Annotated in this window: 27 protein-coding genes; 13 read left to right on the top strand and 14 right to left on the bottom strand. The window is 67.0% G+C overall.

Going from position 1 to position 26,195, the window contains the following annotated elements:
• The first annotated feature begins 271 nt into the window (after positions 1-271).
• The 3 genes from ACW17U_RS13085 (at position 272) to ACW17U_RS13075 (ending at position 6,593) form a co-directional block, all read left to right on the top strand.
• Entirely contained in the window at positions 272-3,481 is a 3,210-nt protein-coding gene (locus tag ACW17U_RS13085) for a TonB-dependent receptor (protein WP_492052964.1), read from the top strand.
• 145 nt (positions 3,482-3,626) lie between these two features.
• On the top strand, positions 3,627-4,778 hold the full coding sequence (locus ACW17U_RS13080; protein WP_492052962.1) for an endo-1,4-beta-xylanase: 1,152 nt from the start codon (positions 3,627-3,629) through the stop codon (positions 4,776-4,778).
• Positions 4,779-4,916: 138 nt separating this feature from the next.
• Positions 4,917-6,593, top strand: a complete 1,677-nt coding sequence (locus ACW17U_RS13075) for a glycoside hydrolase family 43 protein (RefSeq protein ID WP_492052960.1) — start codon at positions 4,917-4,919, stop codon at positions 6,591-6,593.
• A 4-nt stretch (positions 6,594-6,597) separates the two neighbouring features.
• Here the strand turns inward: ACW17U_RS13075 and ACW17U_RS13070 are convergent, their stop codons facing one another.
• Complete coding sequence (locus ACW17U_RS13070; RefSeq protein ID WP_492052958.1) at positions 6,598-7,041, bottom strand: endonuclease domain-containing protein; 444 nt, start codon at positions 7,039-7,041, stop codon at positions 6,598-6,600.
• Positions 7,042-7,224: 183 nt separating this feature from the next.
• Positions 7,225-8,820: a GH35 family beta-galactosidase gene (locus tag ACW17U_RS13065; protein WP_492052956.1), complete on the bottom strand. Its 1,596-nt coding sequence runs from the start codon at positions 8,818-8,820 to the stop codon at positions 7,225-7,227.
• Between the two features lie 131 nt (positions 8,821-8,951).
• Between ACW17U_RS13065 and ACW17U_RS13060 the strand changes: the two genes are divergently transcribed.
• On the top strand, positions 8,952-9,473 hold the full coding sequence (locus ACW17U_RS13060; RefSeq protein WP_492052954.1) for a SixA phosphatase family protein: 522 nt from the start codon (positions 8,952-8,954) through the stop codon (positions 9,471-9,473).
• Positions 9,474-9,604: 131 nt separating this feature from the next.
• Positions 9,605-10,072: an SAM-dependent methyltransferase gene (locus tag ACW17U_RS13055; protein ID WP_492052952.1), complete on the top strand. Its 468-nt coding sequence runs from the start codon at positions 9,605-9,607 to the stop codon at positions 10,070-10,072.
• 13 nt (positions 10,073-10,085) lie between these two features.
• On the opposite strand, the gene ACW17U_RS13050 is transcribed toward ACW17U_RS13055, so the two are convergent.
• The 3 genes from ACW17U_RS13050 to ACW17U_RS13040 form a co-directional block, all read right to left on the bottom strand.
• On the bottom strand, positions 10,086-10,442 hold the full coding sequence (locus tag ACW17U_RS13050; RefSeq protein WP_062144511.1) for a response regulator: 357 nt from the start codon (positions 10,440-10,442) through the stop codon (positions 10,086-10,088).
• Between the two features lie 124 nt (positions 10,443-10,566).
• On the bottom strand, positions 10,567-11,316 hold the full coding sequence (locus ACW17U_RS13045) for a DUF1353 domain-containing protein (protein WP_062144514.1): 750 nt from the start codon (positions 11,314-11,316) through the stop codon (positions 10,567-10,569).
• Positions 11,317-11,392: 76 nt separating this feature from the next.
• Positions 11,393-11,845 (bottom strand): MaoC family dehydratase, encoded by a 453-nt coding sequence (locus tag ACW17U_RS13040; RefSeq protein WP_492052949.1) that lies wholly within the window; start codon positions 11,843-11,845, stop codon positions 11,393-11,395.
• A 103-nt stretch (positions 11,846-11,948) separates the two neighbouring features.
• Here ACW17U_RS13040 and ACW17U_RS13035 point away from each other — a divergent pair, with 103 nt between their 5' ends.
• Positions 11,949-12,278, top strand: a complete 330-nt coding sequence (locus ACW17U_RS13035; protein WP_492052947.1) for a hypothetical protein — start codon at positions 11,949-11,951, stop codon at positions 12,276-12,278.
• 31 nt (positions 12,279-12,309) lie between these two features.
• Here the strand turns inward: ACW17U_RS13035 and ACW17U_RS13030 are convergent, their stop codons facing one another.
• Complete coding sequence (locus tag ACW17U_RS13030) at positions 12,310-12,441, bottom strand: hypothetical protein (protein WP_492052946.1); 132 nt, start codon at positions 12,439-12,441, stop codon at positions 12,310-12,312.
• A 259-nt stretch (positions 12,442-12,700) separates the two neighbouring features.
• On the opposite strand from ACW17U_RS13030, the gene ACW17U_RS13025 reads away from it, so the two are divergent.
• Positions 12,701-13,192, top strand: a complete 492-nt coding sequence (locus ACW17U_RS13025; protein ID WP_492052944.1) for an FKBP-type peptidyl-prolyl cis-trans isomerase — start codon at positions 12,701-12,703, stop codon at positions 13,190-13,192.
• 127 nt (positions 13,193-13,319) lie between these two features.
• Here ACW17U_RS13025 and rutA read toward each other — a convergent pair whose 3' ends face one another.
• The 4 genes from rutA to rutB form a co-directional block, all read right to left on the bottom strand.
• Positions 13,320-14,378 carry a pyrimidine utilization protein A gene (rutA, locus tag ACW17U_RS13020; RefSeq protein ID WP_062144526.1) on the bottom strand — a complete coding sequence of 353 codons (1,059 nt, stop codon included), beginning with the start codon at positions 14,376-14,378 and terminating at the stop codon, positions 13,320-13,322.
• A 172-nt stretch (positions 14,379-14,550) separates the two neighbouring features.
• A complete protein-coding gene (gene rutD / locus ACW17U_RS13015) occupies positions 14,551-15,357 on the bottom strand; it encodes a pyrimidine utilization protein D (protein ID WP_492052942.1) in 807 nt (268 codons plus the stop codon).
• 3 nt (positions 15,358-15,360) lie between these two features.
• A complete protein-coding gene (gene rutC, locus ACW17U_RS13010) occupies positions 15,361-15,750 on the bottom strand; it encodes a pyrimidine utilization protein C (protein WP_062144532.1) in 390 nt (129 codons plus the stop codon).
• Positions 15,751-15,811: 61 nt separating this feature from the next.
• The gene (gene rutB, locus ACW17U_RS13005; RefSeq protein WP_492052940.1) at positions 15,812-16,552 is read right to left on the bottom strand and encodes a pyrimidine utilization protein B; all 741 of its coding nucleotides are present in this window, start codon (positions 16,550-16,552) and stop codon (positions 15,812-15,814) included.
• A 97-nt stretch (positions 16,553-16,649) separates the two neighbouring features.
• On the opposite strand from rutB, the gene ACW17U_RS13000 reads away from it, so the two are divergent.
• Complete coding sequence (locus ACW17U_RS13000; RefSeq protein WP_492052938.1) at positions 16,650-17,528, top strand: oxygenase MpaB family protein; 879 nt, start codon at positions 16,650-16,652, stop codon at positions 17,526-17,528.
• Here the strand turns inward: ACW17U_RS13000 and ACW17U_RS12995 are convergent.
• Complete coding sequence (locus tag ACW17U_RS12995; RefSeq protein WP_492052936.1) at positions 17,525-18,292, bottom strand: SDR family NAD(P)-dependent oxidoreductase; 768 nt, start codon at positions 18,290-18,292, stop codon at positions 17,525-17,527. The genes ACW17U_RS13000 and ACW17U_RS12995 overlap by 4 nt on opposite strands.
• Positions 18,293-18,368: 76 nt before the next feature.
• A complete protein-coding gene (gene pbpC, locus ACW17U_RS12990; protein ID WP_492052934.1) occupies positions 18,369-20,564 on the bottom strand; it encodes a multimodular transpeptidase-transglycosylase PbpC in 2,196 nt (731 codons plus the stop codon).
• Positions 20,565-20,618: 54 nt separating this feature from the next.
• On the opposite strand from pbpC, the gene ACW17U_RS12985 reads away from it, so the two are divergent.
• Together ACW17U_RS12985 and ACW17U_RS12980 are read left to right on the top strand one after the other, a co-directional pair.
• Positions 20,619-21,107: a YcgN family cysteine cluster protein gene (locus ACW17U_RS12985; protein WP_492052932.1), complete on the top strand. Its 489-nt coding sequence runs from the start codon at positions 20,619-20,621 to the stop codon at positions 21,105-21,107.
• 573 nt (positions 21,108-21,680) lie between these two features.
• Positions 21,681-23,000 (top strand): DNA-packaging protein, encoded by a 1,320-nt coding sequence (locus ACW17U_RS12980; protein WP_492052930.1) that lies wholly within the window; start codon positions 21,681-21,683, stop codon positions 22,998-23,000.
• 57 nt (positions 23,001-23,057) lie between these two features.
• Here ACW17U_RS12980 and ACW17U_RS12975 read toward each other — a convergent pair whose 3' ends face one another.
• Positions 23,058-23,423, bottom strand: a complete 366-nt coding sequence (locus tag ACW17U_RS12975) for an endonuclease domain-containing protein (protein ID WP_492052928.1) — start codon at positions 23,421-23,423, stop codon at positions 23,058-23,060.
• A gap of 144 nt (positions 23,424-23,567) precedes the next feature.
• Between ACW17U_RS12975 and ACW17U_RS12970 the strand changes: the two genes are divergently transcribed.
• The 3 genes from ACW17U_RS12970 (at position 23,568) to ACW17U_RS12960 (ending at position 25,726) form a co-directional block, all read left to right on the top strand.
• Positions 23,568-24,773 (top strand): phage portal protein, encoded by a 1,206-nt coding sequence (locus tag ACW17U_RS12970; protein WP_492052926.1) that lies wholly within the window; start codon positions 23,568-23,570, stop codon positions 24,771-24,773.
• A 149-nt stretch (positions 24,774-24,922) separates the two neighbouring features.
• Positions 24,923-25,162, top strand: a complete 240-nt coding sequence (locus tag ACW17U_RS12965) for a hypothetical protein (protein WP_492052924.1) — start codon at positions 24,923-24,925, stop codon at positions 25,160-25,162.
• A 141-nt stretch (positions 25,163-25,303) separates the two neighbouring features.
• Complete coding sequence (locus tag ACW17U_RS12960) at positions 25,304-25,726, top strand: HK97 family phage prohead protease (RefSeq protein WP_492052922.1); 423 nt, start codon at positions 25,304-25,306, stop codon at positions 25,724-25,726.
• On the opposite strand, the gene ACW17U_RS12955 is transcribed toward ACW17U_RS12960, so the two are convergent.
• The gene (locus tag ACW17U_RS12955; protein WP_492052920.1) at positions 25,700-26,062 is read right to left on the bottom strand and encodes a bleomycin resistance protein; all 363 of its coding nucleotides are present in this window, start codon (positions 26,060-26,062) and stop codon (positions 25,700-25,702) included. The two genes, ACW17U_RS12960 and ACW17U_RS12955, sit on opposite strands and share 27 nt — an antisense overlap.
• Positions 26,063-26,195: the final 133 nt, after the last annotated feature.

The following is a 26,195-nucleotide window of genomic DNA, read 5'->3' as shown; positions in this document are numbered from 1 at the left end:
TCATCCGGACGGCAAGATCCGGTTCAGGTGGTCAAACCATCGGGGGGAAACGGTAGGCCGAGCTAGCCTGGGATCATGTGTCGTGCAGGCGACAAGGCCCCCAAGGCGCTCGTTCAAGATCTCTCCCCTTTGCACAGCTACGTGAGCCGGGCCTGTGTGGCAACGCTTGACAGCCGGTGATCTGTCATATGATCTGACCAATAATGGTCACGGTAACATGACCAATGGTAGCGCTAACGTTGCGCTGCTGAAAAACGGGGAGGTGAGACGCATGGGCTCTGTTCAGAGGCCGTCCGCGCAGCGCGGGCAAAATTCATTGATGTCGGGTCTGAAGTGCGGCGCATCCGCCGTGGCGCTGGGTGCGGCGATCTTCGCCGGGCCGGCCTTCGCTCAGACCGCGGCCAAGGCTGACGATCCTGTCGCAGTCGATACGGTGGTGGTGACCAGCATCCGCCAGAGCCTGAAGAGCTCCCAGGCGCTGAAGCAGTCGTCCGAGATCATCGGCGACTCGATCACCGCTGAAGACATCGGCGCCCTCCCGGACCGCTCGGTCACGGAAGCCCTGCAGCGCGTGCCCGGCGTGTCGATCAACCGCTTTGCCGCCGGCGTCGACCCTGACCACTTCTCGGTCGAAGGCTCGGGCGTCGTGGTGCGTGGTCTGAACTTCGTGCGTTCCGAGTTGAACGGCCGCGACACCTTCTCGGCCAATAACGGCCGCATCCTCAGCTTCGCCGACGTTCCCTCGGAACTGATGGGCGGCGTCGACGTGTTCAAGAGCCCCTCGGCCGACATGATCGAGGGCGGCATCTCGGGTACCGTCAACCTGCGCACGCGCCTGCCGTTCGACAGCAACAAGCGCCTGCTCTCGCTCTCGGCCGAGGCCAGCTATGGCGACATGGTCAAGTCGTGGAAGCCGACCTATTCCTTCCTCTACAGCGACCGTTTCGACACCAATGTCGGCGAGTTCGGCCTGCTGCTGAGCTACGTCAATTCCGAGCTGTCGACCCGCAGCGATGCAATCCAGGTGTCGAACTTCGGCTGCCGCACCAATCTGGGCGTCACCAGCGGTGACTGCGGCAACGGCACCAAGGGCGTGTGGTTCCCGCGCGGTGCGGCGTTCCGCTCCACCAACACCGATCGCGAGCGCCAGGGCGCTGCGGCCGCAGTGCAGTGGAAGAGCACCGACGGCACCATGGAAGCGGCCTTCCAGTACCTGCGTTCAGAGTCCAATTCGGCCTGGACCGAGCACGCGATGGAAATCGCCACTGACAACGTGACCAGCAATGGCGACTCGCGCGCTGTCGCCGGCACGACCTTCAGCTATGACGGCAGCGGCGTGTTTACCAACGGGGCCATCACCGGCACCACCGGCTGGCGTTCGGACCAGTTCTCCGATCCGCGCACGCCGATCGACGGTCTGCAGTCGAACAACATCCGCCGCGACGTTGCTCAGACCTACCTGACCAGCGACTACGGCTTCAATTTCAAATGGACCCCGAACGACAACTGGGGCTTCCAGTTCGACGCCCAGCACGTCGACTCCAAGGTCGACAATATCGATGTCGGCATCTGGACCTCCAGCTTCCAGAACGCCGCCATCACCCTGAACGGCAATGATCTGCCGACGGTGGCCTTCTCGCTGCCGGGCAATGGCCTGACCCCGTCGAACTGCCTGCCGATCAACAACAACTGCCCGTCCTATGGCCGTGGCACCCATGCCAATCTGAGCGATCCGTACAACCACTTCTGGCGCTCGGCGATGGACCACATCGAGCAGTCCGAAGGTACCGAGGACTCGCTGAAGGTCGACGTCGAATACAAGTTCAACGACGACACCTGGTTTGACTCGGTTAAGGCCGGCGTGCGCTGGGCTGAACGCGACCAGACCACGCGCTTCTCGACCTATAACTGGGGCGTGCTCAGCGAAATCTGGGGCAATAACGGCCCGGTCTGGCTCGACGACAAGGTCGACGGCATCGTCGACAGCAACCCGCTCGGCGCAGCCGGTTCGACCACCGCCAGCGCTGCGGAACTGTGGGGCTTCCCCAACTTCATGCGCGGCCAGACCCCGCTGCCGACCGGAACCGACGCGCGTCTGTTCTATGCCGGCAATGCGGCGACCGACTACAAGACCCTGTCCGACTTCGCCCTGCTGGTCGGTGATGAATGGCAGCCGCGCAATGGGGCCAATGGATGCCCGCAGCACTGGGTGCCCCTGGCCAAGCGCTGTAACACCATCGCCGGAACACCGTTCCTTCCGCAGGAAATCAACCCGGTCAACGAAGTCAACAAGGCGGCCTATGTGGTGACGCGCTTCAAGGGTGACCTTGGTGCGGCCCGGGTCAGCGGCAATATCGGCCTGCGCTACACCTCGACCACCCGCGAGGCCGACGGCTTCCTGGCCTTCCCGAACACCAATTTCACGACGGATGCCCAGTGCGCCATCGTGCCGATTGGCCAGGCTCCTACCCCGTTCTGTCAGCTGGCACCGTCGGTGCGCGCTGCGGCCCGGGCCTGGGCCAACGGGGCTGTCACCCCGACCACCGAAAGCAAGGACTTCAACTACTGGCTGCCCAGCTTCAATGTGAAGGTGGTCATGCCCAATGGTCTGCAGTACCGCCTCGGCGCGTCCAAGACCCTGGCGCCGCCGGATATCGGTCTGACCCGCAATTATTATAACCTGTCGTTGAACACCAATGCCGACGGCATTTCCAACGGCCGGCCCAGCGGCAATGTCACCGTCGGCAATCCTGGCCTGAAGCCCACCCAGTCGACCAATCTGGATGCTTCGGTGGAGTGGTACTTCGCCTCGGTCGGCTCGCTGACCTTCGCGGCCTTCTACAAGGAACTGACCGACGTCGCGACCAACACGACCCAGCGCGTGCCGTTCACCAACAACGGCGCAACCTTCGATGTCGTCACGACCACGCCGGGCAATTCCGACAAGAAGGCCAAGGTCAAGGGCTTCGAGATCGGCTACCAGCAGTTCTACGACTTCCTGCCCAAGCCGCTGGACGGGTTCGGCATCAATGCCAACTACTCCTACATCGAGAGCAATGGCGTGCCGCAAAGCACGCTGTCGGCCACCGATCCCGACGTGGCGGCCGGCCGTGTGACCACGGTCGACACCAGCAAGCTGCCGCTGCAGGGTCTGTCCAAGCACAATGCCAACTTCGCGGCCATCTATGAGAAGGGTCCGATCTCGGCCCGTCTGGCCTACAACTGGCGCTCGGACTTCCTGCTGACCGTCCGCGACGTGATCGTGCCCTATGCGCCGATCATGAACGAGGCGACCGGCCAGCTGGACGGCTCGTTCTTCTACACCGTCAATCCGAAGGTGAAGATCGGCGTCCAGGGCGTGAACCTGCTGAACGAAACCACCATGACCAGCCAGGTCCTCAACAGCAGCCTGCTGAAGACCGGTCGTTCCTGGTTCATGAATGATCGCCGCTACACCTTCGTGATGCGCGCGAGCTTCTAGGTTTCCGCGAGCCGCGCCGGTCGGGTCTCCTCTGGGCCGGCGCGACTTTCGGAAATGGGCTCTGTCAGAGCCCGGATACACTTGCAGCTCCTCCTTTCCGCGCATCGTCTCTGGCGGTGCGCGGTTTTTTCTGAAGGCTCCGTCGATGCGCCCAAACTCTCCGGCCCCTTCGCGCCGACAGGCGCTCGGCCTGGGCCTCGCCGCCGGTGCCCTGTCCGGCTTTCCGGCCTTCGCCGCCACCGGGCCCTCCCTGGCCAGCCTGGCTCGCGACAAGGGACTGCAGTTCGGCAGCGCCGTCGGTGCCGGACCGGTCGGTGCCCTGACCGGCTCCTTCGAAGACCGCCGCTACCGTCAGATCCTGGCGGAGGAGTGCGGCCTGCTCGTCCCCGAAAACGAGCTGAAGTGGTATGTCGTCCGCGCCGCCGGACCGGCCAGTTTCGCCTTCGAACGCGCCGACCGGATCGCCGCCTTTGCCAAGGCCAATGGCCAGGCCCTGCGCGGTCACACCCTGCTGTGGCACCATCCGCAATGGTTCCCGGCCTGGATCAAGACCCATGATTTCGGGGCCCAGCCCAAGCTCGCCGCCGAAGCCCTGTTGACGGAACACATCACTCGACTTTGCCAGCGCTATCCGCAGATGATCTCGTGGGATGTCGTCAACGAGACCGTAGACCCCGCCGACGGCTCGGTGCGCAACACGGTCCTGTCCGACATCCTGGGCCGGGAGCCGACCCTGGACCTGGCCTTCCACACGGCCCGTGCGGCCGCGCCCAAGGCTCGCCTCGTCTACAACGACTATATGAGCTGGGAGGTCGGCAACGAGAAGCACCGCTACGGCGTGCTCAAGCTGCTGGAAGGGTTCCGCAAGCGCGGGACACCCGTGGATGCCCTGGGCGTCCAGGCCCATATCGGCGCCGAAAACGCCGACAGCTTCACCGGTTTCGGCAAGCCGCAGGAGCAGGAATGGCGCGCCTTCCTCGATGAGGCCACCGGTATGGGCTATGACCTGCTGGTCACCGAATTCGACGTCCACGACAAGGGGCTGGTCTATGACTTCGCCCCGCGCGACGCCGCCGTGGCGGCCTATGCCAAGGGCTATCTCGACCTGATGCTGTCCTATCGTCAGACCAAGGAGGTTCTCGCCTGGGGCATGGTCGACAAGTACTCCTGGCTGCAGGGCCAGTGGCCGCGACAGGACGGCAAAGCCAAACGCCCGACGCTCTATGACGACAACTACCAGCCCAAGCCCCTGCGCGAGGCTGTTGCGGCAGCACTGAAGGCGGCGCCGGCGCGATAGAGGCCAATGCTGCAGACCCCCTCCTGACCGCTATCGCGGTCGTCCTCCCCCGGAGGGGGAAGGCGCTCTCATCTTCCCCCTCCGGGGGAGGAGCGCGCAGCGCGGAGGGGGGCAGTGACAACCCAGTGGAGTTCTTGAATGATCCGCCCGACCCTGACCGCACTCGCCCTGGCCCTTTCGGTGAGCGTCGCCCAGGCCGCGCCCAAGCCCGGCCAGGCCGAGTTTCGCAACTTCACCTATGAAGGCGCAGACCCGGTAGACGCCCAGGTCGTCCTGGCCCCAGGCCAGTACCGCAATCCGATCCTCAAGGGCTTCTATCCCGACCCCAGCATCACGCGGGTGGGCGGCGACTATTATCTGGTCAACTCGACCTTCGCCTGGTTCCCCGGCCTGCCGGTCTGGCACTCGACCGACCTTGTCCACTGGACGCAGATCGGCAACGCCATCGGCCGTCCCGGCATGCTCGACTTCAAGCGCCTGGGCCTGTCGCGCGCCGTGTTCGCCCCGGCCATCGAGGAGCACGAGGGCACGTTCTACATCCTCAACACCTGCGTCGACTGCCAGGGCAATTTCCTGATCACGGCCAAGGATCCCAAGGGCCCGTGGTCGGATCCGGTCTGGCTGCCGACGGTCGGCGGCATCGACGCCTCGATCTTCTTCGACGAGGATGGTCGCGCCTGGATCCTCAACAATGACGCGCCGCCAGGACCCGCCGAGTATCAGGGCCACCGCGCCATCTGGATCCAGGAATACGACCCCAAGGCCAGGGTCACGATCGGCCCGCGCACCGTGCTGCTGGACAAGGGCGTAGACCCATCGACCAAGCCGATCTGGCCCGAGGGGCCGCACATCACCAGGAAGGACGGCTGGTACTATCTGACCGCCGCCGAGGGCGGCACGGCCGAGGGCCACAGCCAGGTCGCCCTGCGGTCCCGGAGCGTCACCGGCCCCTACACGCCCTATGCCAACAACCCGATCCTGACCCAGCGTGGCCTGCCGAGGGATCGTCCCCTGCCGATCACCTCGGCGGGTCATGCCGATCTCGTCGACACCCCGGACGGCCGGTGGTGGGCGACCTTCCTGGCGGTGCGGCCCTATGGCGACGACCTCTACAATACCGGCCGCGAGACCTTCCTGCTGCCCGTCGAGTGGAAGGACGGCTGGCCGGTGATCCTGGAGAATGGCAAGACCATCCCCTATGCGGCGACGGCCCCGAACCTGCCCGCGCCCAAGGTCCTGCCGCCCCCCACGACCGGGGCCTTCCAGGCCGCGGAGACCTTTGCGGGTCCCGAACTGCCTCTGAACTGGATGACCCTCCGCATTCCGACCGAACGCTGGTGGAGCGTGGGCCAGGGGGCCCTGACCCTGAAGGCCCGCCCGGACAAGCTGACCGACCAGCCCTCGTTCTGGGGCCGCCGCCAGCAGCACATCAACGCCACCGCCCAGGTGACGGTGGACTTCGCGCCGACCGCTGACGGTGATCGCGCGGGCCTGACCGCCCTGCAGAGCGATGAGTTCTTCTACTTCCTGGGCGTGGTGCGCTCGGGCGGCAAGCCGGTCCTGCGGCTGGAGCGCAGGGCCGGCGCGGGAGAACCCGTCGACGGCATGGTGGTCGCCGAGGCGCCCCTGACCGGAACCGGTCCTGTCGATCTGAAGATCACGGCACGGGCCGGCGAGTACGACTTCGCCTATGCCGCAAAGCCGGGGGACTGGAAGGTCCTCAAGGCCGGAGCGGACGGGACGATACTGTCGACCAGGAAGGCCGGCGGGTTCGTGGGGGCCATGTTCGGGGTCTACGCGAACGGGGCGAAGTAGGACCTCAATCGCTCTTCTCCTGCCCCGCTTGCGGGGGAGGTGGCACGGCGCGAAGCGCCGTGACGGAGGGGGCGTGCTGAGCCGCCCGTCGTCGCATCAGGTCGATGCAGGTATCCCAGATTCCATCGGCCACGCCGGTAGGGTCCGCAAGTACCGCGGAGGCCGGATACCGCACCACGGTCAGTCCTCGAGCCGCCATCCAGGCATCGCGCCGAACGTCGTGCTCAGGCTGGTCGCCCATGTTGTGACACCAGCCATCGATCTCGATCACCAGGCGCGCGTCGGAGCAGTAGAAGTCGGCGATATAGGGCCCAACCGCATGCTGACGCCGAATGCGTGGGCCGCCGGGTTGGCGTGATCTCAGGCGCGACCAAAGGAGGGTCTCGGGCGGCGTCATGACCTTGCGTAGAGCCTTGGCTTTGGTGTGGGCGTCTTTCTTGGGCCTCATAGGTTGAGTTTGGCGCCGAACGCCCCCTCCGTCACGATGCGTATTCGCATCGCGCCACCTCCCCCGTTTCACGGGGCAGGAGGGTTGCGCTGTTCTTCTCCTGCCCCGTAGCGAAGCGTGCGGGGGAGGTGGCGCGGCGCCGATAGGCGACGTGACGGAGGGGGCGCTGCTGAGCCGGCCGCCTCAATACCGATAAAGCTTCACCCTCTGGATCTGGAACCGGCGCGGCTCCAGCCGGACGTGCCGGCCCTGGTGGGTCTCGTCGCCATTCAGCCAGCGACCTTCGACCCACTGGCCGTCGACGAAATGGCCCTCGGTTACCTTTTCAAGGCCTACGCCGTCTCCGAAGGTCAGGGTGAGGCCCGAGCCGGCGACGAGAAACTCGTCGTCAGACAGGCGGATCACCAGACCCCCATGGGTCTCGAAGGCCTGCCTGTCCTTCGGTGTCCAGGGGTCGACGAACGAGACCTTCAGCGTCCAGTCGCCCATTGCCACGCTCTGCGGTGCCGCATCGACCACGCCCTCGAAGCTGACCGGTGGGCGGAAGCCGCGCATCACGCCCTTGCCCTGGTGCGCCAGGATCGTCGGGGTCAGTTCGCGGAGCAGTCGATAGGCCCCGGCGAGCGGATTGGCAGACGGGTCGCTCACGGTCTCGATCGCGAAGGGAGAAAAGCCGATGGCATCATGCTCGCCGATCGCCCAGAAGGCATTGGCCGGAGCCTCGGCCTTGCCCGCCCGGTCCGCCTCCGGGAGGAACAGAGGATTGCCCGGCCGGTCGTACCGGGCCGCCCAATGTGTGAAGTCGGGATAGTAGATGTCGGGGGCCTGGAACACCGACGGTGCCGCCGCCTTCCAGACCTCATGGAGGTGGGGCAGGGGCCCGGCGCTGGGATAGCCGCCAGGGGCGACACCGGGCTTGTTCAGCGCCGCATTGACATACATCGGCAGCGGGTAGGCCTTCTGGCCCGCGCTCGCGAGCCCTTCGACAAAGCGCCCGAACGACCAGGCCTGCCACAGCTCGTCGGTCGCGTCGCTCTTGCCGAACACCTGCTCCCAGCTGCCCGAGCCGGTCTTTCCCCCCTCCGTCTTTCCAAGGGCCTTGAGAACGGCGGCCGGCACAGGTTTGCGGAACTCGGCCTCCGCCAGCGGCGAGTGATCCCGGGCCGAGGGCAGCATGCCGATCTCGTTCTCGACCTGGACCATGATCACTGTCCGCCGGTCGCCATCCACCGCCTTCAGGTGGGCCATCATGGTCGCGAAGGCTTTGGTGTCGGCGGCCAGGGTCGCCGGGCTGGCGGGCGAGAGGATCTCCTGGACCTTGCCCTCGGCCGAGCGCGCCAGGGGGAAGCGCTTGCCGTCGCGCTTCACCCAGGCCGGCGCATAGGTCGACATGCTGTTCTTCCAGGCGCCGAACCACAGCAGGACCAGCCGGGTGTCATGGGCGCGGGCCTGGGCGATCACCCCGTCGATCACGGTGAAGTCGAAGCGCCCCTCCTCGGGCTCGATCTGGTCCCATTCGACCGGGGCCAGAACAGTGTTGAGCCCCAGAGCGTTGAGGGTGGGCCACTGCTTTTCCAGATAGGGCAGGCTTGAGGCCGTGGAATTGCCCAGCTCTCCGCCCAGGATCAGGAACGGCTTGCCGTCGACCAGCAACTGGGTCGCATCGCCCTGCGAGGCCAGGCGGGGGATCTCTTCGGCCCGGATCGGGCCGGCGAAAACTGCGGCGGCCAGGGCGAGGGCAACGAGGTGGAACTTGGAGGTTTGGAGCAGGGTGCGCATGAGTGGTCAGATGACTTCATTGGACTTGTAAGATCAATCCGGAACCGCATCGGGCCTGGATTTCGGGCGCCTGGTCGCGCTGCGCCCTTCGCTCCGCTTGCCGGCAAGGGCACCCATGCTAGGCTGCCGGGATGATCCGTCGCATCGTCGCTCTCGCCCTCGTTCCCCTCCTGGCGGCTTCGCCGGGCCTGGCCCAGACGGTGGTCATCGTCCGCCACGCCGAAAAGGCCGCGCCCAGCGGTGACCCGGACCTGTCGCCGGCCGGTCAGGTGCGGGCCCAGGCCCTGGCCCAGGCGCTCTCGGGCGGACAGGTCGTCCGGGTGCTGGTGACGCCGCTCAAGCGTACGGGCCAGACGGGTCAGCCCACTGCCCAGGCTGCCGGGATCGAGCCTGTGGCCGTGCCCTTTGACGGCGGCGATCAGGTCCATGCCGGCCGGGTGGCCGATCTGGCCCGCGCGGTACCGGTCGAGGCCACAGTGCTGATCGTGGGTCACAGCAACACGGTCGGCAATATCGCCAGGGCCCTCGGCGACCCCGCTCCCGAGGCGATTACCGACTGCGACTACGACAAGATGACCGTCATCCATCTGCACGGCACAGCGCCGCCGACGGTGATCCATACGCGCTATGGCGCACCAACGGCGGCGTGCTGACGGGGCAAGGGATTCCTGCGCGGCACCGAATGCGATCTGACTTGCCAAGGCAAAAGGCTTGGCCGACCCTCCGGATCTGTCGCGACCGCCCTTGACCCTGTGTGCCCTGGGCGCGGCGCCTGGAGGACGTCATGGTGGATCAGATCAATCTTGTGCCCATAGCCCATGTGCGGGGCGGTCGCGCCGAGGTCATCGATGACGACTGGGGCGGCAGCCGGGCGACCCTCGAGCTCGACCCGGATCGCTTTTCCGCCGAGGCGCTGGCCGGGCTTGAGGACTTTTCCCACATCGAGGTCATCTTCGTCTTCGACCGGGTGCCGGACGAGAAGATCGAGTTCGGCGCGCGGCGGCCGCGCGGTCGCCCGGACTGGCCTCTGGTCGGGATCTTTGCCCAGCGCGGCAAGAACCGGCCAAACCGGCTGGGCCTCTGCACCTGCAGGCTCATCAGCGTGAAGGGGCTGTCGGTCGAGGTCGAGGGGCTGGACGCCGTGGACGGCACACCGGTCCTCGACATCAAGCCCGCCATGCAGGGCTTCCTGCCGCGTGAACCCCTGCGCCAGCCGCCCTGGGCCGCCGAAATCATGGCGGGCTACTGGTAGGGGCTGAGGCGGCTCAAGCGGCTGATTGGGTGGCGACCTGGCAGGCCCGGGCCAGCCGGGTCGGCGAAACAGGCTTTTCGACCACCTGGTTGCTGCCGCCGCTTGAGACCGAGGCGGCATTGCCGGTGACATAGACCACCGGAATGGGTCCCAGATGGGCCATGATCGCCGAGACCGCATCCACGCCGGTGCCGCCGACAATGCGGTAATCGGCCGTGATCAGGTCTGGCCTGTGGCGAAGGGCCAGGTCGAGCGCGTCGCGGGCATTGTCCGCCACGTCGATCGAGGTGAAACCCTGGTCGCGAAGCAGGACCTCGACTTCCAGGGCGATCAGGATTTCGTCTTCGATGATCAAAGCGTGACGCAACATGTTTTCAAGCAACCCAATTCGCGCAGTCCCCAGGATCACATGGCCGAATGATTCCCGGTCCCGACAAGCGGTCGGCGGGCCTCAATCGCCTTCAGGGACTGCGGCTTAAGGTCACCGCAGCGCGTTACTTCTTCCGGTCGCCACCCCAGGGCAGGCTTTGCTTGACCTGATCGAGAGGCGTCTTGGTCACCACCACGGGGGGCGGGACATAGACCGTGGGGGCCTTGATCGGATAGGCCCGCCAGCCGGACTGGATCAGGGCGGAGAAGCCCTGGCATCGCGGCATGACCCGCACGGCACCGGTGCGAGGCTTGGGGAAGGGCTGAGGCTGCCGCATCTCCTGCCGCTTGGGGTCGACGAACCACCAGTCGCCGGGCAGGCCATAGCCCTTTTCCCCGCCGGTCCGGACCGCCTGATAGGCGATGTTGGCCTGGAAACTGGGCACGCCATAGCGGAGCATGGCCCGCAGGAAGATGGCGTCTGCCTCCTCGCGCTTGCCCGGTTCGCCCACGGCATAGAGCCAGTCATGGACGATGGCGGCGCGGGCCGTCGGCCCTTGGGGATCGACAAAGCCCTGGCCGTACCAGGGCACGCTGGCGAAGTCGGTGACATACCAGCGCGGGACGACGATGACCTTGCCGGTCTCGACGTCGCAATAGGGGAACTCGGCGTCCAGGGTGAACAGCTTGCGGCCGGCCTTGGTCTGGTTGAACAGCACGACGGGCTGGGGCGTCAGCGAACTCGGCGGCGTGGGGGCAACCACCGGGATATAGACCGTCTCGTGGGTCTGGGTGGCGCAGCCGGCGACTGTCAGGGTCGACACCAGGGCGGCGATGGCAAGGAGAGGAGTTCTGAGCGGGCGCAAGACGGTCATCGGGCAGGGGAGGTGAGGGAGAGCCTATAGCACTGCTTCGATGGCGCTTTCGAGGCGGCACCTTCGCGCGGTTGAGTCAGGCCTTGGCCGGGCGGCGGCGGCGTGGCACGCGGACGGTGGCATCGCCGTCCATGACCAGGTCGTCGCCGACATAGGCCTCGCAGCGCAGGACCACCCGTGCGCCGGCTTCGTCGATCGCCGCCACCGTGACCCGGGCTGAAACTGTATCGCCGATCCGCACGGGCCTGTGGAAGGCCAGGGTCTGGCCTAGGTAGATCGCACCGGCCCCGGGCAGAATGGTGCCGACCACGGCCGAACCGAACGAGGCCGACAGCAGGCCATGGGCGATACGGCCGCGATAGGCGGTCCGTGAGGCGAAGGCCTCGTCCATGTGGACGGGGTTGAAGTCGTCGGACGCTTCGGCAAACCGCGCGATACGCTCTTCGGTGACGACGACCAGCTTTTCGGCGACCATGCCGACCACAAGCTCGTCGAGGATGTAGCCGCCAGAGGGATGAGGTTGGATCATAACGCGCGGTTAGCGGTCATGTGGCTGCAAGGCCAGCGAAAATGCGACCGTCAGGCGACAGGGGTGGGTGGTCTGGACGCGTCTGCCGGGTTAACACCCGGCTATGGCAAGAACCAAGCAAAGCCCGGAATTCGATATCGTGGTCGAGGGCGAGCCCTATGTCTGGCGGCTGCATCGCCAGCCGGGCTGGTCAAGCGACTCTGCGGTCAGGCATGGCATGGCCATCGCCGCGCGGCACAAGGAGGCCCAGCGCGAGGTTGTCATGGAGTTCCCGGCAGGGCCGGAGCCGCGTTATGGGGCCCCGCTGCTGAAGCCGGCCCATATCGCAACGGCCCTGGTCGCCAAGGCCATCGCTTCGGCCATCGCGGCCGGATGGGATCCGCACTCGCGCGGCAAGACCATAACTATTGTGGTGGATTCGACCGGCGGGTGACGCGCTGGAGCGACCCGGTGGTGCCGTGAGACTAGATGCGCAGCTGCGAGACGCCGGCCATCATCACGGCCCCGATCATCACCCAGCCGGCGGCCAGGGCGAACATCGGATAGCGCTGCCACCAGTGGCGCTGGGCGGCGCAGGCGCCGGTGTGTCTGGGCATGTCGAACCTCCCTATCCAGCCTTGATGCTGGTCAATTACGATCATGACCCAAGTAGGATCTTAAAACTTGGTTAACAGGGGTCACAATCTCGACATAAGGGCGTGAAATCAGATCGAACATGTTATCCGAATTCGCCCGGCGGGCGAATTTCTAGGTTAACTAATTGATATATCTAGGTTTTTTGTAAAACTTGCTTGCCTTGGCCTTTAGAGGGCCTATTCTCAGGCGTAGAAAAAAATTTCTTGTTCAGGACTTCGAATGCTTCGCTTTGCCTGTTTGACCCTTGGTTTGGCGCTTTTTGCAGGAGGAATGGCCTCCGCCCAGACCCCTGCCGCGCCACCAGCCAGCCGTCCCGCCATGACCGCCGGCGATGCCTTTCTGGCGACCAACGCCAAGGCTCCGGGGGTGGTCGTTCTCCCGTCGGGGCTGCAGTACAAGGTCCTGACCTCGGGCCCCAAAACGGGCCCGTCGCCCAAATCGGGTGACCTGATCAAGGTGCACTACGAAGGCAAGCTCCTGGACGGCACGGTCTTCGACAGCTCATTTGAGCGCAAGCAGGCGGCGATCATGCCGCTGGAGGGTCTGGTCCAGGCCTGGCTCGAAGCCCTGCCCCTGATGAAGGTCGGCGACGAATGGATCCTCTATGTGCCGCCGGCCCTGGGCTATGGCGACCGCGACGTCGGCCCGATTCCCGCCGGCAGTGTGATGACGTTCCGCCTGCAGCTGCTGGGCATGCTGGCGGTGGATTAAAGGCGGAGAGCTGCTCCCCTCTGGGGGAGCTGTCGCGGAGCGACTGAGGGGGCCATTTGGGCTTAGGCCGCGCTGCCCCCTCCGGCCCTCTGGGCCACCTCCCCCAATGGGGGAGGATCTACCCAGCCTAGTTCCGGCTCGTCATCAGCGGCTGGATCCTCGTGCCGAAATCCTCGACCCCCTGCACGAAGTCATCGAAGGTCAGCAGGACCCCGGCCGTGCCCGGAACCGCCGCGACCTCGTCCAGCATCCGCGCCACGCTTTCATAGGACCCGACCAGGGTGCCCATGTTCAGGTTGACGGCCGATTCCGGCGCGGCCAGCTGGGTGGTGTTGGTCGTGGCCCCTGCCTGGGCATTGGGAGCCGCCTGCTGGGTCAGCCAGGCCAGGGCTTCCTGGTCGGCCCCGTCGCGATAGAGCTGCCATTTGGCCATGGCCTTCTCGTCGGTTTCGTCGGCGATGATCATGAACAGAAGGAAGCTGGCGACATCCCGGCCGGTCTTGTCGGCGGCGGCTTTCAGGCGGTCATTGACCGAGCCGAAGGCCGTCGGGGTGTTGACGCCCTTGCCGAGGGCAAAGCTGTAGTCGGCATACTGCGCGGTGAAGGCCAGGCCCTCATTGGATGAGCCCGCGCAGATCAGCTTGGTCTCTTTCGGGTGCGGGCTGACCCGGCAGTCATCCATCTGGAAGTACTGGCCCTTGAAGTCGCTGACGCCGGTCTCCAGCAGGTCCTTCAGCACGGTCGTGTATTCGGCCAGGTAGTTGTAGCGGTCGGTATAGTGGGCCTCGCCGGGCCACAGGCCCATCTGGCTGTACTCGGCCTTCTGCCAGCCGGTGACCAGGTTGAGGCCGAAACGGCCCGGGGCGATGGAGTCGATGGTCGAGGCCATCCGCGCGGCGATGGCCGGCGGGATGGTCAGGGTGGCGACGGTCGCGAAGATCTTGATCTTGGTCGTCACGGCCGCCAGGCCCGCCATCAGGGTGAAACTCTCCAGATTGTGCTCCCAGAACTGGGTCTTCCCCCCAAACCCGCGGAGTTTGATCATCGAGAGCGCGAAGTCGAAGCCGTACTTCTCGGCCTTGAGGGTGATCTCCTTGTTGAGCTCGAAACTGGGCCTGTACTGCGGCGAGGTCTCGGAGATGAGCCAGCCATTGTTGCCGATGGGAATGAAGACGCCGACCTGCATGGGTGGGGTTCCTTGGGCTTGTTAAATCCGCTCTCCCCGGCGAAAGCCGGGGCCCAGATTCATCCTGAGTGTTTGGGGTGTTCGCGCCTTGCGACCGATCCGGATCCGAGAGGCTGCGGGTTTGATCTGGGCCCCGGCTTTCGCCGGGGAGAGCGGGATCGGAGGCGAGCGATCATCCGTTCCCCTCCAGAAAGTCCAGCAAGGCCGCATTGAAGGTTTCGGGATCGGTCACCGTGAATCCGTGCCCGCCCCAGGGGGCGACCTCCAGCTGGCCGTTGGGCAGGCCTTCGGCCAGGCGCATGGAGCAGCCGACGGGGACCAGCATGTCGTCGGCGCTGGCACTGACCAGAACCGGATGCAGAATCTCGCCAAGGCGGTCGTCGATGTCGAAGTCGAGCAGGGCCTGGATCCGGGCCAGCATCACCTCTTCTGGCGGGAAGCCGGCCACGTGGTGTGGTTCCTCGGCCTGCAGCCGGTCATGGTTCTCCGACAGCCATGTCGCCGGATAGAGGAAGATCGGCTGGGCGTGGACATAGGCCTCGATCCCGCTGTTCTTGAGCAGGCAGATCCGCGTGTCGAAACAGCGTTTGATGTGCGGATCAGGCCGCGACCAGCCATTGACCACCACCAGTTTGGCCAACCGGTCGGGGTGCGACAGCGCCAGGGCCAGCCCCGCATTACCGCCCGCGGCGTGGCCCACGACATGGGCGCGGGCCAGGCCCAGGGCGTCCATCACCTTGACGATGTCGTCGGCCATGGCCTGCACCGCGTGCGGCTGGGTCAGCTGCCGGACGCTGCGGCCCGTGCCCCGGTGGCCGTACAGGACGACCGGGAACTTCGCGCGCAGGGCATCCATCTGCGGTGCCCAGAAGGCACCCGAGCCGCCCAGGCCCGAGGACAGCAGCACGACCTCACGCCCGGCGATGGGGCCGCCGTGCAGTTCATAATACAGGCCGTCGACCGTGCCCGAGACGATCATCGGCTAGCGCTTGCCGATATGGGCGACGCTGGCGATCTCGACCAGGAAGTCAGGTCGCACCAGGCCGCACTGGATGCAGTAACGGGCCGGCTTTTCGCCCGGGAAGTACTCGGCATAGACCTTGTTTATGGTCTGGTAGTCGGCCCAGTCCTTGAGGAAGATGTGGTTCATGGTCACGTCGTCCATCGTGCCGCCGGCGGTCTCGATGACCGATTTGATGGTCTCCAGCACCTGCCGGGTCTGGGCCTCGGCATCGCCGACATGGGCGACATTGTTGTCCTTGTCGAAGGCCAGGGTGCCCGAGACATAGACGATCCCGTCGGCCAGGGTGCCGGGCGAGAAGGGGGCGATCGGGGTTCCCGTGCCGGGCGGGGTGATGACGGTCTTGGGCATTTTTCGTGTCCTCTTGCTCTTCAAACCCGCTCTCCCCGGCGAAGGCCGGGGAGAGCGGAGTTTATGCGGTCGGTGCCAGCTGTCCGAAGACTCCCTTGAAGTCCGCCGTGGTCGAGACCCAGCCGAAGAAGGTCTCGATATTGAACAGGGCCGCCTTCTGGACGAAATCCGGGCCGGCCTGATGGGTGGCGTCCTCCAACACGGTGCCGAAATATTCCAGCATGAAGCCATCCCTAAGGGTCGACTCGACGCAGACATTGGTGGCGATGCCGACAAAGACCAGATGGCGGATGCCGCGCGCCCGCAGGACGCTGTCCAGCTGGCTGTTGAAGAAGCCGCTATAGCGGGTCTTGTGCAGGCAGATGTCGCCCGGTTCTGGCCTCAGGGCATCGACCAGCTCATAGTCCCACTGGCCGCGGGCCAGTAGCTTGCCCTGCAGTTCGGGCTTGGCGCGCATGGTCTTCAGGGCGTTGGACTTCCACCAGTTGGGCGAGCCGGGGCCGCCGGCCTCGACATACTGGTCGTCCCAGCCGTTCTGGAAAAAGATCACCTGCATTCCGGCCGCACGGGCCACGGGCAGGACGGCCTGGATCTGCTCGATTACTGCGGCCGCGCCGCTGATGTCGAACCCGGCCAGATCCAGATAGCCGCCGGGCGAGGCATAGGCGTTCTGCATGTCGATGACGATCACGGCCGTGGATCTGGGATCGACCGGGATCGGCTCGGGCCTTGCCGGCAGCATGATCGCCTCGGGCGACAGGGGCGCGATCCGTGCACCGGTCTTGTCGGGATCGAAAGCCATGCCATACCATCCTGGGCGCACTGCGCAGCGAGATCGGGCAGATGATGACGACCCCCTGCAACCTGTTCGTCAAGCCCGGGCGGGGCGATTAGGGGCCATGCTGGCGCGATCCGTTCGAAACCTCATCGAAACCCCCGGCGGGCCGCGCATCGACTTCACCATGCCGGCCGGCGAGCCAGCCTTGGCCGCGCCTGATTCGGTGTCCTGGCGCGTGTTCAAGAACCCGGTCGCCCTGTTTGTCGGCGGGGTGACGGCGGTCATTCTGGAACTGGCCGAGCCCCGTGTGCGGACCGGCGTCTGGGAGCATTCCAGCTTTCGCAGCGATCCCCTGACCCGGCTGAAGCGGACAGGGCTGGCGGCCATGGTCACCGTCTATGGCGCGCGGTCGGTTGCCGAGACCATGATCGCCGGGATCGGCCGCCAGCATGCCCGGGTGGCGGGGGTGACTCCCGGCGGAGAGGCCTATCGCGCCTCGGATGTGGCGCTGCTGGACTGGGTGCAGGCCACGGCCAGTTTCGGCTTTCTGGAAGCCTACAGCGCCCTGGTCTCGCCTCTGGGTGCCGCCGAAAAGGACCGGTTCTATGCCGAGGCCCAGCCTGCCGCGCGGCTCTATGGCGCGACCGGTGCCCCGACCTCGCGGGCGGCTTGGGAGGCCCAGCTGGCGGCCATGCTGCCGCGTCTCGAGGCCTCGGACATCGTGCTGGAGTTCCTGACCCTGATGCGGGAGACCAAGATCGCGCCGGGGCCCGTCAGCCTGCTGCAACGCCCCCTGATCCGGGCGGCGGTGGGGCTGGTTCCGGCGGAAGTGCGTGGGGTGCTCGGTCTGGGCGCGGAATGGCTGCCGAGGCCGTTGGAGTTGCCGATGATCCGGCTGGCGGCGGGCCTGGCCGATCGCCTTCCCGTGCCGGGTGCGCCGCCCGGCGATGCCTGTCTGCGGATGGGGTTGCCGGGGGACTGGCTGTACCGAAAGCTCTAAAGCGACTGGCCGTCATCCACCGTGAACACCCCGCCTGTGATCGTGGCCGAGGCATCCGAACAGAGGTGCAGGGCCATGGGCGCCAGGTCGCTTTCGGCCATCAGGCGCTTGCGCGGAAAACTGGCGACCAGCTTCTGACCGCCTTCCTGGTCGAACCAGTCGCTGTTCAGCTCGGTGCGGATATAGCCGGGGCAGAGGACATTGACGTTGATCCCCTTGCGCGCCCATTCGCGGGCGAGGCTCTTGCCCATCATCGCCGTGCCCGCCTTTGACGTGCAGTAGGGCGTCAGGCCGGGCAGTACGGTATGGGCCCCGATCGAGGCGACCAGCAGCACCCGGCCCCGGCCGCTGGCCGGTGATCCCGCCGCGATCATCCGTCGGGCCCCCTCGCGGGCGGTCAGGAACATGCCGCGGGTATTGACCGCCAGCACCTTGTCGAAGTCGTCGATGGCGATGTCGAGGGCCGAGCCCTGGATGCTGATCCCGGCATTGGCGATCACCGCGTCCGGGGTCCCCAGACCCGCCTCGACGGCGTCATAGGCCGCGATCACCGAGGCTTCGTCCTCGACATCCATGGCCACGGCCAGGGCCTTGCCGCCGGCGGCCTGGATCTGCTCGACCAGATCCGCCAGACGGTCGGTGCGCCGCGCCGCCAGGGCCACGCCGGCCCCCGCTTGGGCGGCCGCCAGGGCCAGGTGGGCCCCGATGCCGGACGAGGCTCCGGTCACCAGCACAATACGGCCGGCAAGGGTCTGGTCGGTCATGCTCTGTCTCCCCGCAGTCTGGCGCGACCGTGGCGAGGCGAGGGCAGGTTGTCGAGGGCGCCGTTGCGTCGCCCCGTCAGTAGGGCAGGTTGTCCGGACCGGGCTGTTCTGGCCCCGGCGGGGCGACGGCGGCTGCCTCCAGTTCCGAGGCCACGCGGCCAAACTCGGCCGCCAGGGTCTCGTAATAGCCGTTGCGGGGGTCGGGTTCACTCTCCGGGGCCGGATCGGGCAACAGCCAGGGGAAGTCGCGCACGGCCAGGTTCTGGTGGGCGCTGAGCATGAACCGTCGCCAGATGCTGGCCGGGATGTCGCCGCCGACCACCTTGTTCATCGGCTTGTCGTTGTCGTTGCCGACCCAGACGCCGGTGACATAGTCGGGGGTGAAGCCCACGAACCAGGCATCGCGCCAGTTCTGGCTGGTGCCGGTCTTGCCGGCTGCCGGACGGCCGAAGGCGGCGCGCTTGGCGGTGCCCTCGGTCACGACCTTCTTCATCATCTTGACCATCATCGAGGCCCGGGCAACGTCATAGACGGCCAGGGGCGTTGATGGACCCTGGCGGGCAAAGATCGGATTGCCGCCCTGGGTGACGATGCTCTCGATCACATAGGGTTCGATCCGGTTGCCGCCCTGCTGGAACACCTGGAAGCCCGAGGTCAGCTGCAGCAGGTTTACTTCATACGACCCAAGCGCCACCGAAAGATCCGGGCTGGGGGGCAGGCTGGTGATGCCAAAGCGCCGGACCAGTTCGCCGATCGCCGGACCGCCGGCTTCCTGGCCCAGTTTCACGGCGATCGTATTGGTCGAATTGACCAGGGCCTGTTCCACGGTCATCGGACCGCGATAGCCGCCGCCATAGTTTCCCGGTTCCCAGTCGCCGAACTTGACCGGGCCGTCGATGCGGATGTCGGTCGGCAGCACGCCCTTGTCGAGGGCGGCGGCATAAATGAAGGGCTTGAAGGTCGAGCCCGGCTGTCGGCGGGCCTGGACGGCGCGGTTGAAGGGGCTTTCGATATAGTCGGTGCCGCCGACCATGGCCCGGATCGCGCCGTCGGCGGACAGGGACAGTAGGGCCGCCTGGCTGGCTCCGGCCCGCTCGCCGTCAAAGGCTATGGCCTGGCGCACGGTCTCGGAGCCCAGCTTCTGCAGGCCCGGATCGATGGTCAGGCGGACCACCAGATCGGGGGCGTTCTGGCCGGCGATGCGCACGGCCTCGCTGGTGGCAAAATCCAGCACCCAGCCGTAATTGCCCTCGTCCTGCACGGCCAGGGGCGACAGGCGCGGGGTGTCGTCGAGGGCGCGGCTTTCCTGCTCGGCGGTGATCCAGCCCTCCTTGCGCATATTGGCCAGGACCAGGCGCGAGCGGGCCAGGGCTCCGCTCATGTCGCGGGTCAGGGCCAGGCGCGAGGGGGCCTTGGGCAGAGAGGCCAACAGGGCGGCTTCCGACAGGGTGAGCTGGCTGGCGGGCTTGCCGAAATAGGTCCGGCTGGCCCCGTCGACCCCGAAGGTATTGGCCCCGAAGAACACCCGGTTGAGGTACAGTTCCAGCACCTCGTCCTTGGTCAGGACCTTTTCCAGCTCATGGGCCATGAGCATTTCCTGCAGCTTGCGCTTGACCGTGCGGTCGGGCGTCAGGAACAGGCCCTTGGCCAGCTGCTGGCTGAGGGTCGAGGCCCCCTGGACGGTGCGGCCGGCCTTCCAGTTGACCACGGCCGCGCGGGCGATGCCGCGCAGGTCGATCGGCCCGTGCTGGTAGAACCGCCGGTCCTCGGCGGCCATGAAGGCCAGGGGCACATAGTTGGGCACGGTGGCCAGGGTAATCCGTTCGCCATAGCGCGGGCCGCGGGTGGCGATGACCTGGCCGTTCTTGTCCTCGAAGCGGATGCCGGGCGCGCGATTGACCGCAAACAGGGCCTCGCGGGTCGGCAGTTTCGGCGTGTCGCGCAGGTATTTCCACCAGACATAGCCGGCCCCGCCGCCAGCGGTCAGGATGCCCAGCAGCAGGCCGACCAGCAGGGTCTTCCAGACCCAGCCGAAGCGTTTGGCCTTCTTGCGGGCCTTCTGATGGGCGAGATCGGCACGGAATGGCTCTTCCGGCGGGAGCTCGGGCTCGGGCGTGGGCGGCGGCTGAGGCGCAGGGTCCGGAGACAGGCGGAACGGGTCTTCGGGCGGCGGTGGCGGCGGCGGGGGCGACGCGCCAAAGGTCGTCTCCGGCTTCTGCGGAGGACGGCCGCCTTCTTCGAAACGGTACGGGGGAAGCGTCCAGTCGTTCACGGTTTCGATACGGCCCTGTTTGGTCTCAGCCTAAATCCGGTTTAGGACGCCCGCATGATGGCGCGCAAACCTTTCTGGGAGACGAAATCCCTGCAGCAAATGACCGTCCCCGAGTGGGAGAGTCTATGCGACGGCTGCGGTCTTTGCTGCCTGGTTCGCTTCGAAGACGAAGATACCGGCGAGGTCATCCCCACGCGTGTGCACTGCCAGCTGTTTGATGAGCATCTTTGCAGCTGCAAGGACTATGCGAACCGCCGCAAGACCGTGCCCGACTGCATCAAGCTGACCCCTTACAATATCGAGGACCTGGAGTGGATGCCCTCCTCCTGCGCCTATCGCCGCCTGCATGAGGGCAAGACCCTGCCCCAGTGGCACCCCCTGGTCACCGGCGACCCCGACAGCACCCACAAGCAGGGCATTTCGGTCCGCGACCAGACCGTGACCGAGCTGGCCTTCGAGGACGCCGAAGACGCCATGGACTTCGTGGCCCTGGACCTGATGAAGGACCGCGGGGACGAGTTCTACGATCCGGACGAGGGGTAGGGGCGACCGACACTCGCCCCCTCCGCGCTGACGCGCTCCTCCCCCGGAGGGGGAAGATGGGGTCCGCGCGTTTCATCTTCCCCCTCCGGGGGAAGACGGCTGCGCAGCAGCCCGTAGGGGGCCAGTACGCCGCCCCCTGAAGTTATCCACAGGCTCCCAGCGCCCGGAGGCCCCGTGCCGCCGGTCCCACCACGGGGATTGGCTGCCCTCGATCCCCGGCGTTCCGCGCCTGGAACCCAGCAAAATCAACACCCTGAAACTTTCTCGCGTCCCTGGATCAGAGGCGCCCGCTGGTCCCGTATCTTTGTGTCATGGCCCAGAGAAGCGAAGAGATCGAAGCCGCCCTTGCCTATGTGCAGGACCTGGTCACCGCCTACTATGTCGAGGCGGCCAAGGCGGCGTGTGAGACGACCGCGAGTGACCCGCCCGTCGCTCGCCTGCAGACCGCCGGGCAGATGGCGCGGGCCGGTCGATCCCTGAAACTGTTCCGCGATGCCGGACAACGCGCGGTGGCGGCGATCACCGCCCTGCCGTCGCGCCCGGCCCCGTCGGATGCCGAGGAGACCCCGATGAATGACCGATCTGAATGGACAGTCGAGCGCATCGCAGACCTTCATGCCGAAGTCCGTCGGCGGATGGCGAAGCTTCTCGACGATCGCGAAACTAAACAAATGGCTGGAGACGACACCGCCGGACCTGGTGGCGGCGTGCCTGCCGAGCCTGCGGCCGCCGGAGTGCCATCAGCGCCCCCCGGCTGATCCCTGGTCGACCTGGCTGTTATTGGGCGGACGCGGTGCCGGCAAGACCTTCGCCGGGGCCCGCTGGGTGGCCGACCGCATCGCCCAGCCCAAAAGCATTGCCCTGGTCGGCCCCACCTTTCATGACGTGCGCGAAGTGATGATCGAGGGGCCGTCGGGCCTCAAGGCGTTGTCGCCGCTGGACGACCGGCCCCGCTGGGAAGCCACGCGCAAGCGGCTGGTGTGGAAGAGCGGCGCCGTCGCCCATGCCTTCTCGGCCGAGGACCCAGACAGCCTGCGCGGACCGCAGTTCCACGCCGCCTGGGCCGACGAGTTCTGCGCCTGGTCCAGACCGGCCGAGACCCTGGCCATGCTGCGGTTTGGCCTGAGGCTGGGCGAGGATCCCCGGCTGGTGATTACCACCACGCCCCGGCCGATCCGGGCGCTGAAGACCCTGATCGCCGAGCCCGGTGTCGCGATGACCCGGGCCGGTACGGCGGCCAATGCCGACAACCTGGCCCCGGCCTTTCTCTCGACCCTGCAGGGCCTCTATGGCGGCACCCGCCTGGCGGCCCAGGAGCTGGACGGGGTCATTGTCGAGGACGAGGGCGGCCTGTTCCGGGCCGAAGACCTGGCCCGCTGTCGCGGGGCCGTCCCCGCGCAGTTCGATCGGGTGGTGGTGGCGGTCGACCCGCCGGCCACGGCCGGCGGCGATGCCTGCGGGATCGTGGTGGTAGGACGGGTCGACGGCCGCGCCTTCGTGCTGGCCGACCGCTCGGCCAAGGGCCTGTCGCCCCATGGCTGGGCCCGCCGCGCCGTGGAGGCCGCCAAGGCTTTCGATGCCCAGGCCCTGGTGGCCGAAGCCAACCAGGGCGGCGACATGGTCCGGGCGGTCCTGGCCCAGGCCGATCCGCCCTGCGCGGTGAAACTGGTCCGGGCCACCCTGGCCAAACGCGCCCGCGCCGAGCCGGTGGCCGCCCTCTATGAGCAGGGCCGCGTGGTTCACTGCGGCACCTTCACGGCCCTGGAGGAGGAACTGATGGCCCTCGGCACCACCGACCTGACCCACAGCCCCGACCGCGCCGATGCCCTGGTCTGGGCGGTGACCGAACTGATGCTGGGGGTGGAGCGGGTGCCGCGGGTGAGGGGGCTGTGACACTTGCCCCCTCCTGGCTGCTGCGCAGCCGTCTTCCCCCTACGGGGGAGGAGCGCGTCAGCGCGGAGGGGGCAAGGGGTCCAGATGCCCCCTGATCACCTCAAGCACGCCGTCCACTGATGCCATCACATCATGCGCCGGAATCCGCAGGGTTCTGATCCCCTGATCCCGCAACCACCGGTCCCGCGCCAGATCCCGCGCTGGACGCCCGTCAATACAGTGGAAGTAGCTGTCGATCTCCACGTCCAGCCGCGCTGCCGCGCAAAAGAAGTCCAGCACATAGGGCCCGATCGGGTGCTGGCGCCTGAACTTTAAACCGTCCAGCCCGCCGCGTCGGAGGGCGAACCACAGCATCACCTCGGGCGAGGTCATGACCTTCCGTAGCCGACGGGCGTTGGCGACGGTGGGTTTGGGCTGGGGCATTGGCGGATCCTTTCTTGGCTGGCCACTTGCCCCCTACGGACCGCTTCGCGGTCGTCTTCCCCCGGAGGGGGAAGATGAGATCGCCGCCCTTCATCTTCCCCCTCCGGGAGAAGACGGCCGCAGGCCAGTAGGGGGCAAGTGACGATGAACAACCCTAACATGTTCCCCATTTGTTCTCAACCGGAGCGTCCCATGCCCCTGTTCCGAAAACCCCGTCCGCCCCAGTCCGGGCGTGAGCAGAAGGACTCCCGCGCCGCCCGGCTGATTGCCCTGACCACCGGAGGGCGGCCGCAGTGGACGCCGCGGGACTATGCCGCCCTGGCGTCCGAGGGCTTTGCCAGGAACCCGGTGGCCTATCGCTGTGTGCGGATGATCGCCGAGGCCGCCGCCGCCACGCCGCTCGTGGTGTTTCACGATGGCAGGCGCGCGCCCGACCATCCGCTGCAGCGCCTGCTGCACAGGCCTAATCCCGAACAGGGCGGGCCTGATCTGATGGAGGCCTTTTTCGGCAACCTGCAGACCGCCGGCAATGCCTATCTCGAGGCAGCGGGGGAGGGCGAGCAGCCGGCCGAGCTCTATGCCCTGCGGCCCGACCGCATGACCCTGGTTCCCGGTCCGCGCGGCTGGCCCCTGGCCTATGACTACCAGGCCGGCGGGCGCAGCGTGCGGATCGGGCGCGACGCCGGCGGCTGGCTGCCGGTGCTGCACCTGAAGCTCTTCAATCCGACCAGCGACCATTATGGCCTCTCGCCGCTGGAGGCAGCGGCCTTCGCCATCGATGTCCACAATGCCTCGAGCGCCTGGAACAAGGCCCTGCTGGACAATTCGGCCCGGCCGTCCGGGGCCCTCGTTTATGCCAATCGCGACGCCGGCGACCGGTTGTCGGAGGAACAGTTCGACCGCCTGAAGGCCGAGCTGGCCGGGGTCCATTCCGGCGCGCTGAACGCGGGCAGGCCCCTGCTGCTGGAGGGCGGGCTCGACTGGCGGGCCATGTCCCTGAGCCCGGCCGAGATGGACTTCACCGACGGCAAGCATGCCGCCGCCCGCGAGATCGCCCTGGCCTTCGGGGTGCCGCCCCAGCTGCTCGGCATTCCGGGGGATGCGACCTATGCCAATTACCGCGAGGCCAATGCCGCCTTCTGGCGCCACACCGTGGTGCCCCTGGCCGAACGGGCGGCCCGCGCCCTGACCGCCTGGCTGGGCGTCAGGTTCCCCGGTACCCGCATCGCCCCCGACCTCGACGCCGTCCCCGCCCTCTCGACCGAACGCGACGCCCTCTGGGCCCGGCTGGAGGCGGCCAGCTTCCTGACGCCGCAGGAGCGGCGAAGGCTGGCGGGGCTGGACGGCTGACTCAGCAGGGCCCCCTCCTGGCTGCTGCGCAGCCGTCCTCCCCCTTTCAGGGGGAAGATGAGGTGGGCGCTTTCATCTTCCCCCTCCGGGGGAAGACGACCGCGAAGCGGTCAGTAGGGGGCAAGTGCCCCGATCAAGGACCCACCCCCATGCCCACCACCACCACCCCCTGGCGGCTCGACCGTCAGGTACCGCTCGCCCTGATCGTCACCCTGATCCTCCAGGCCGCCGCCGCCCTGCTGTGGGCCGGCCGCGCCTCGGCCCGGATCGACGAGATGCGCACCCGCCTCGACGCCCAGACCCCGGTCGCTGAACGCCTGGCCCGGCTGGAGGAGCAGGCCGCCGCCACCCGCGCCGCCCTGGACCGCATCGAGGCCAAGCTGGACTGAGCGATCCCGTCACTCGCCCCCACCTGACCGGCTGCGCCGGTCGTCCGCCCCCGGAGGGGGCAGATGGGATCATCTTCCCCCTCCGGGGGAGGAGGGCCGCAGGCCCGGAGGGGGCAAGTCCGCCAGACAAAAGGACCCCCCATGACCGACGACCTGCCCATCCAGGGCCATGCCTCGCTGTTCTGGACCCGCGACCTCAATGACGACGTCACCGCCGCCGGGGCCTTCGCCGAGAGCCTGGCCGAGAGCGGCGCGGCGGGCGTCAAGATGCTGCACCAGCACGACGACGCCGAGCCCGTCGGCGTCTGGGACGAGATCACCGAGGACGCCAAGGGCCTGTTCGTCCGTGGCCGGATTTTGCGCGCGACGCCGCGCGGAAGGCTGGTCGCCGCCCTGGTCGAGGCCGGGGCGCTGGACGGCCTGTCGATCGGCTTTCGTCAGGTCAAGGCGCGGCAGGACGGCAGCTTGCGGGTGCTGACGCGGGTGGAGCTTTGGGAGGTGTCGGTGGTGACGTTTCCGATGCTGCCGGGGGCGCGGCTAGGCGTCGTTCTGGATCAGTCTTAGCAGCGTCCCGTCCGGGTCGATCAGGGCGGCCATGATGATCGGGCCCATGTCGCGGGGCGGGTGCAGGCGCGGCCAGCCGGTGGTCTTTTCGGGGACACCGCTGGCCTTGCAGACTGCATAGAAGCCGTCGAGGTCGTCGAGCCTCAGGCAGCAGCCGAACGAACTCTGGGCCGGGTCGAGGTCCGGATAGGGAAAGAATTCCAGCGTCAGCGACCCGCGCTCCAGGATCATCCAGCCGGCGTCGCGCCAGCCCTGTTCGAACCCCAGCGCCGCATAGAAGCGCGCGGTGGTCTCGAAGTCGCGCGACGGCAGGTTCGGCGTGGCGTGGTCGGTCATGTCGCCAGCCTGGCCTGAACCTGCGGACAAGCCAAGTTCCCTTCTCCCCTTGCGGGAGAAGGTGGCCGCGTCAGCGGCCGGATGAGGGGTCGCACGGCGACGTCGGCGCGACCCCTCATCCTCCCACCGGCCG

Source organism: Caulobacter sp. AVps16 (assembly GCF_058681455.1).
The sequence above is the reverse complement of the archived record's forward strand: the minus strand, read 5'-3'. Positions and strand labels throughout refer to the sequence as shown.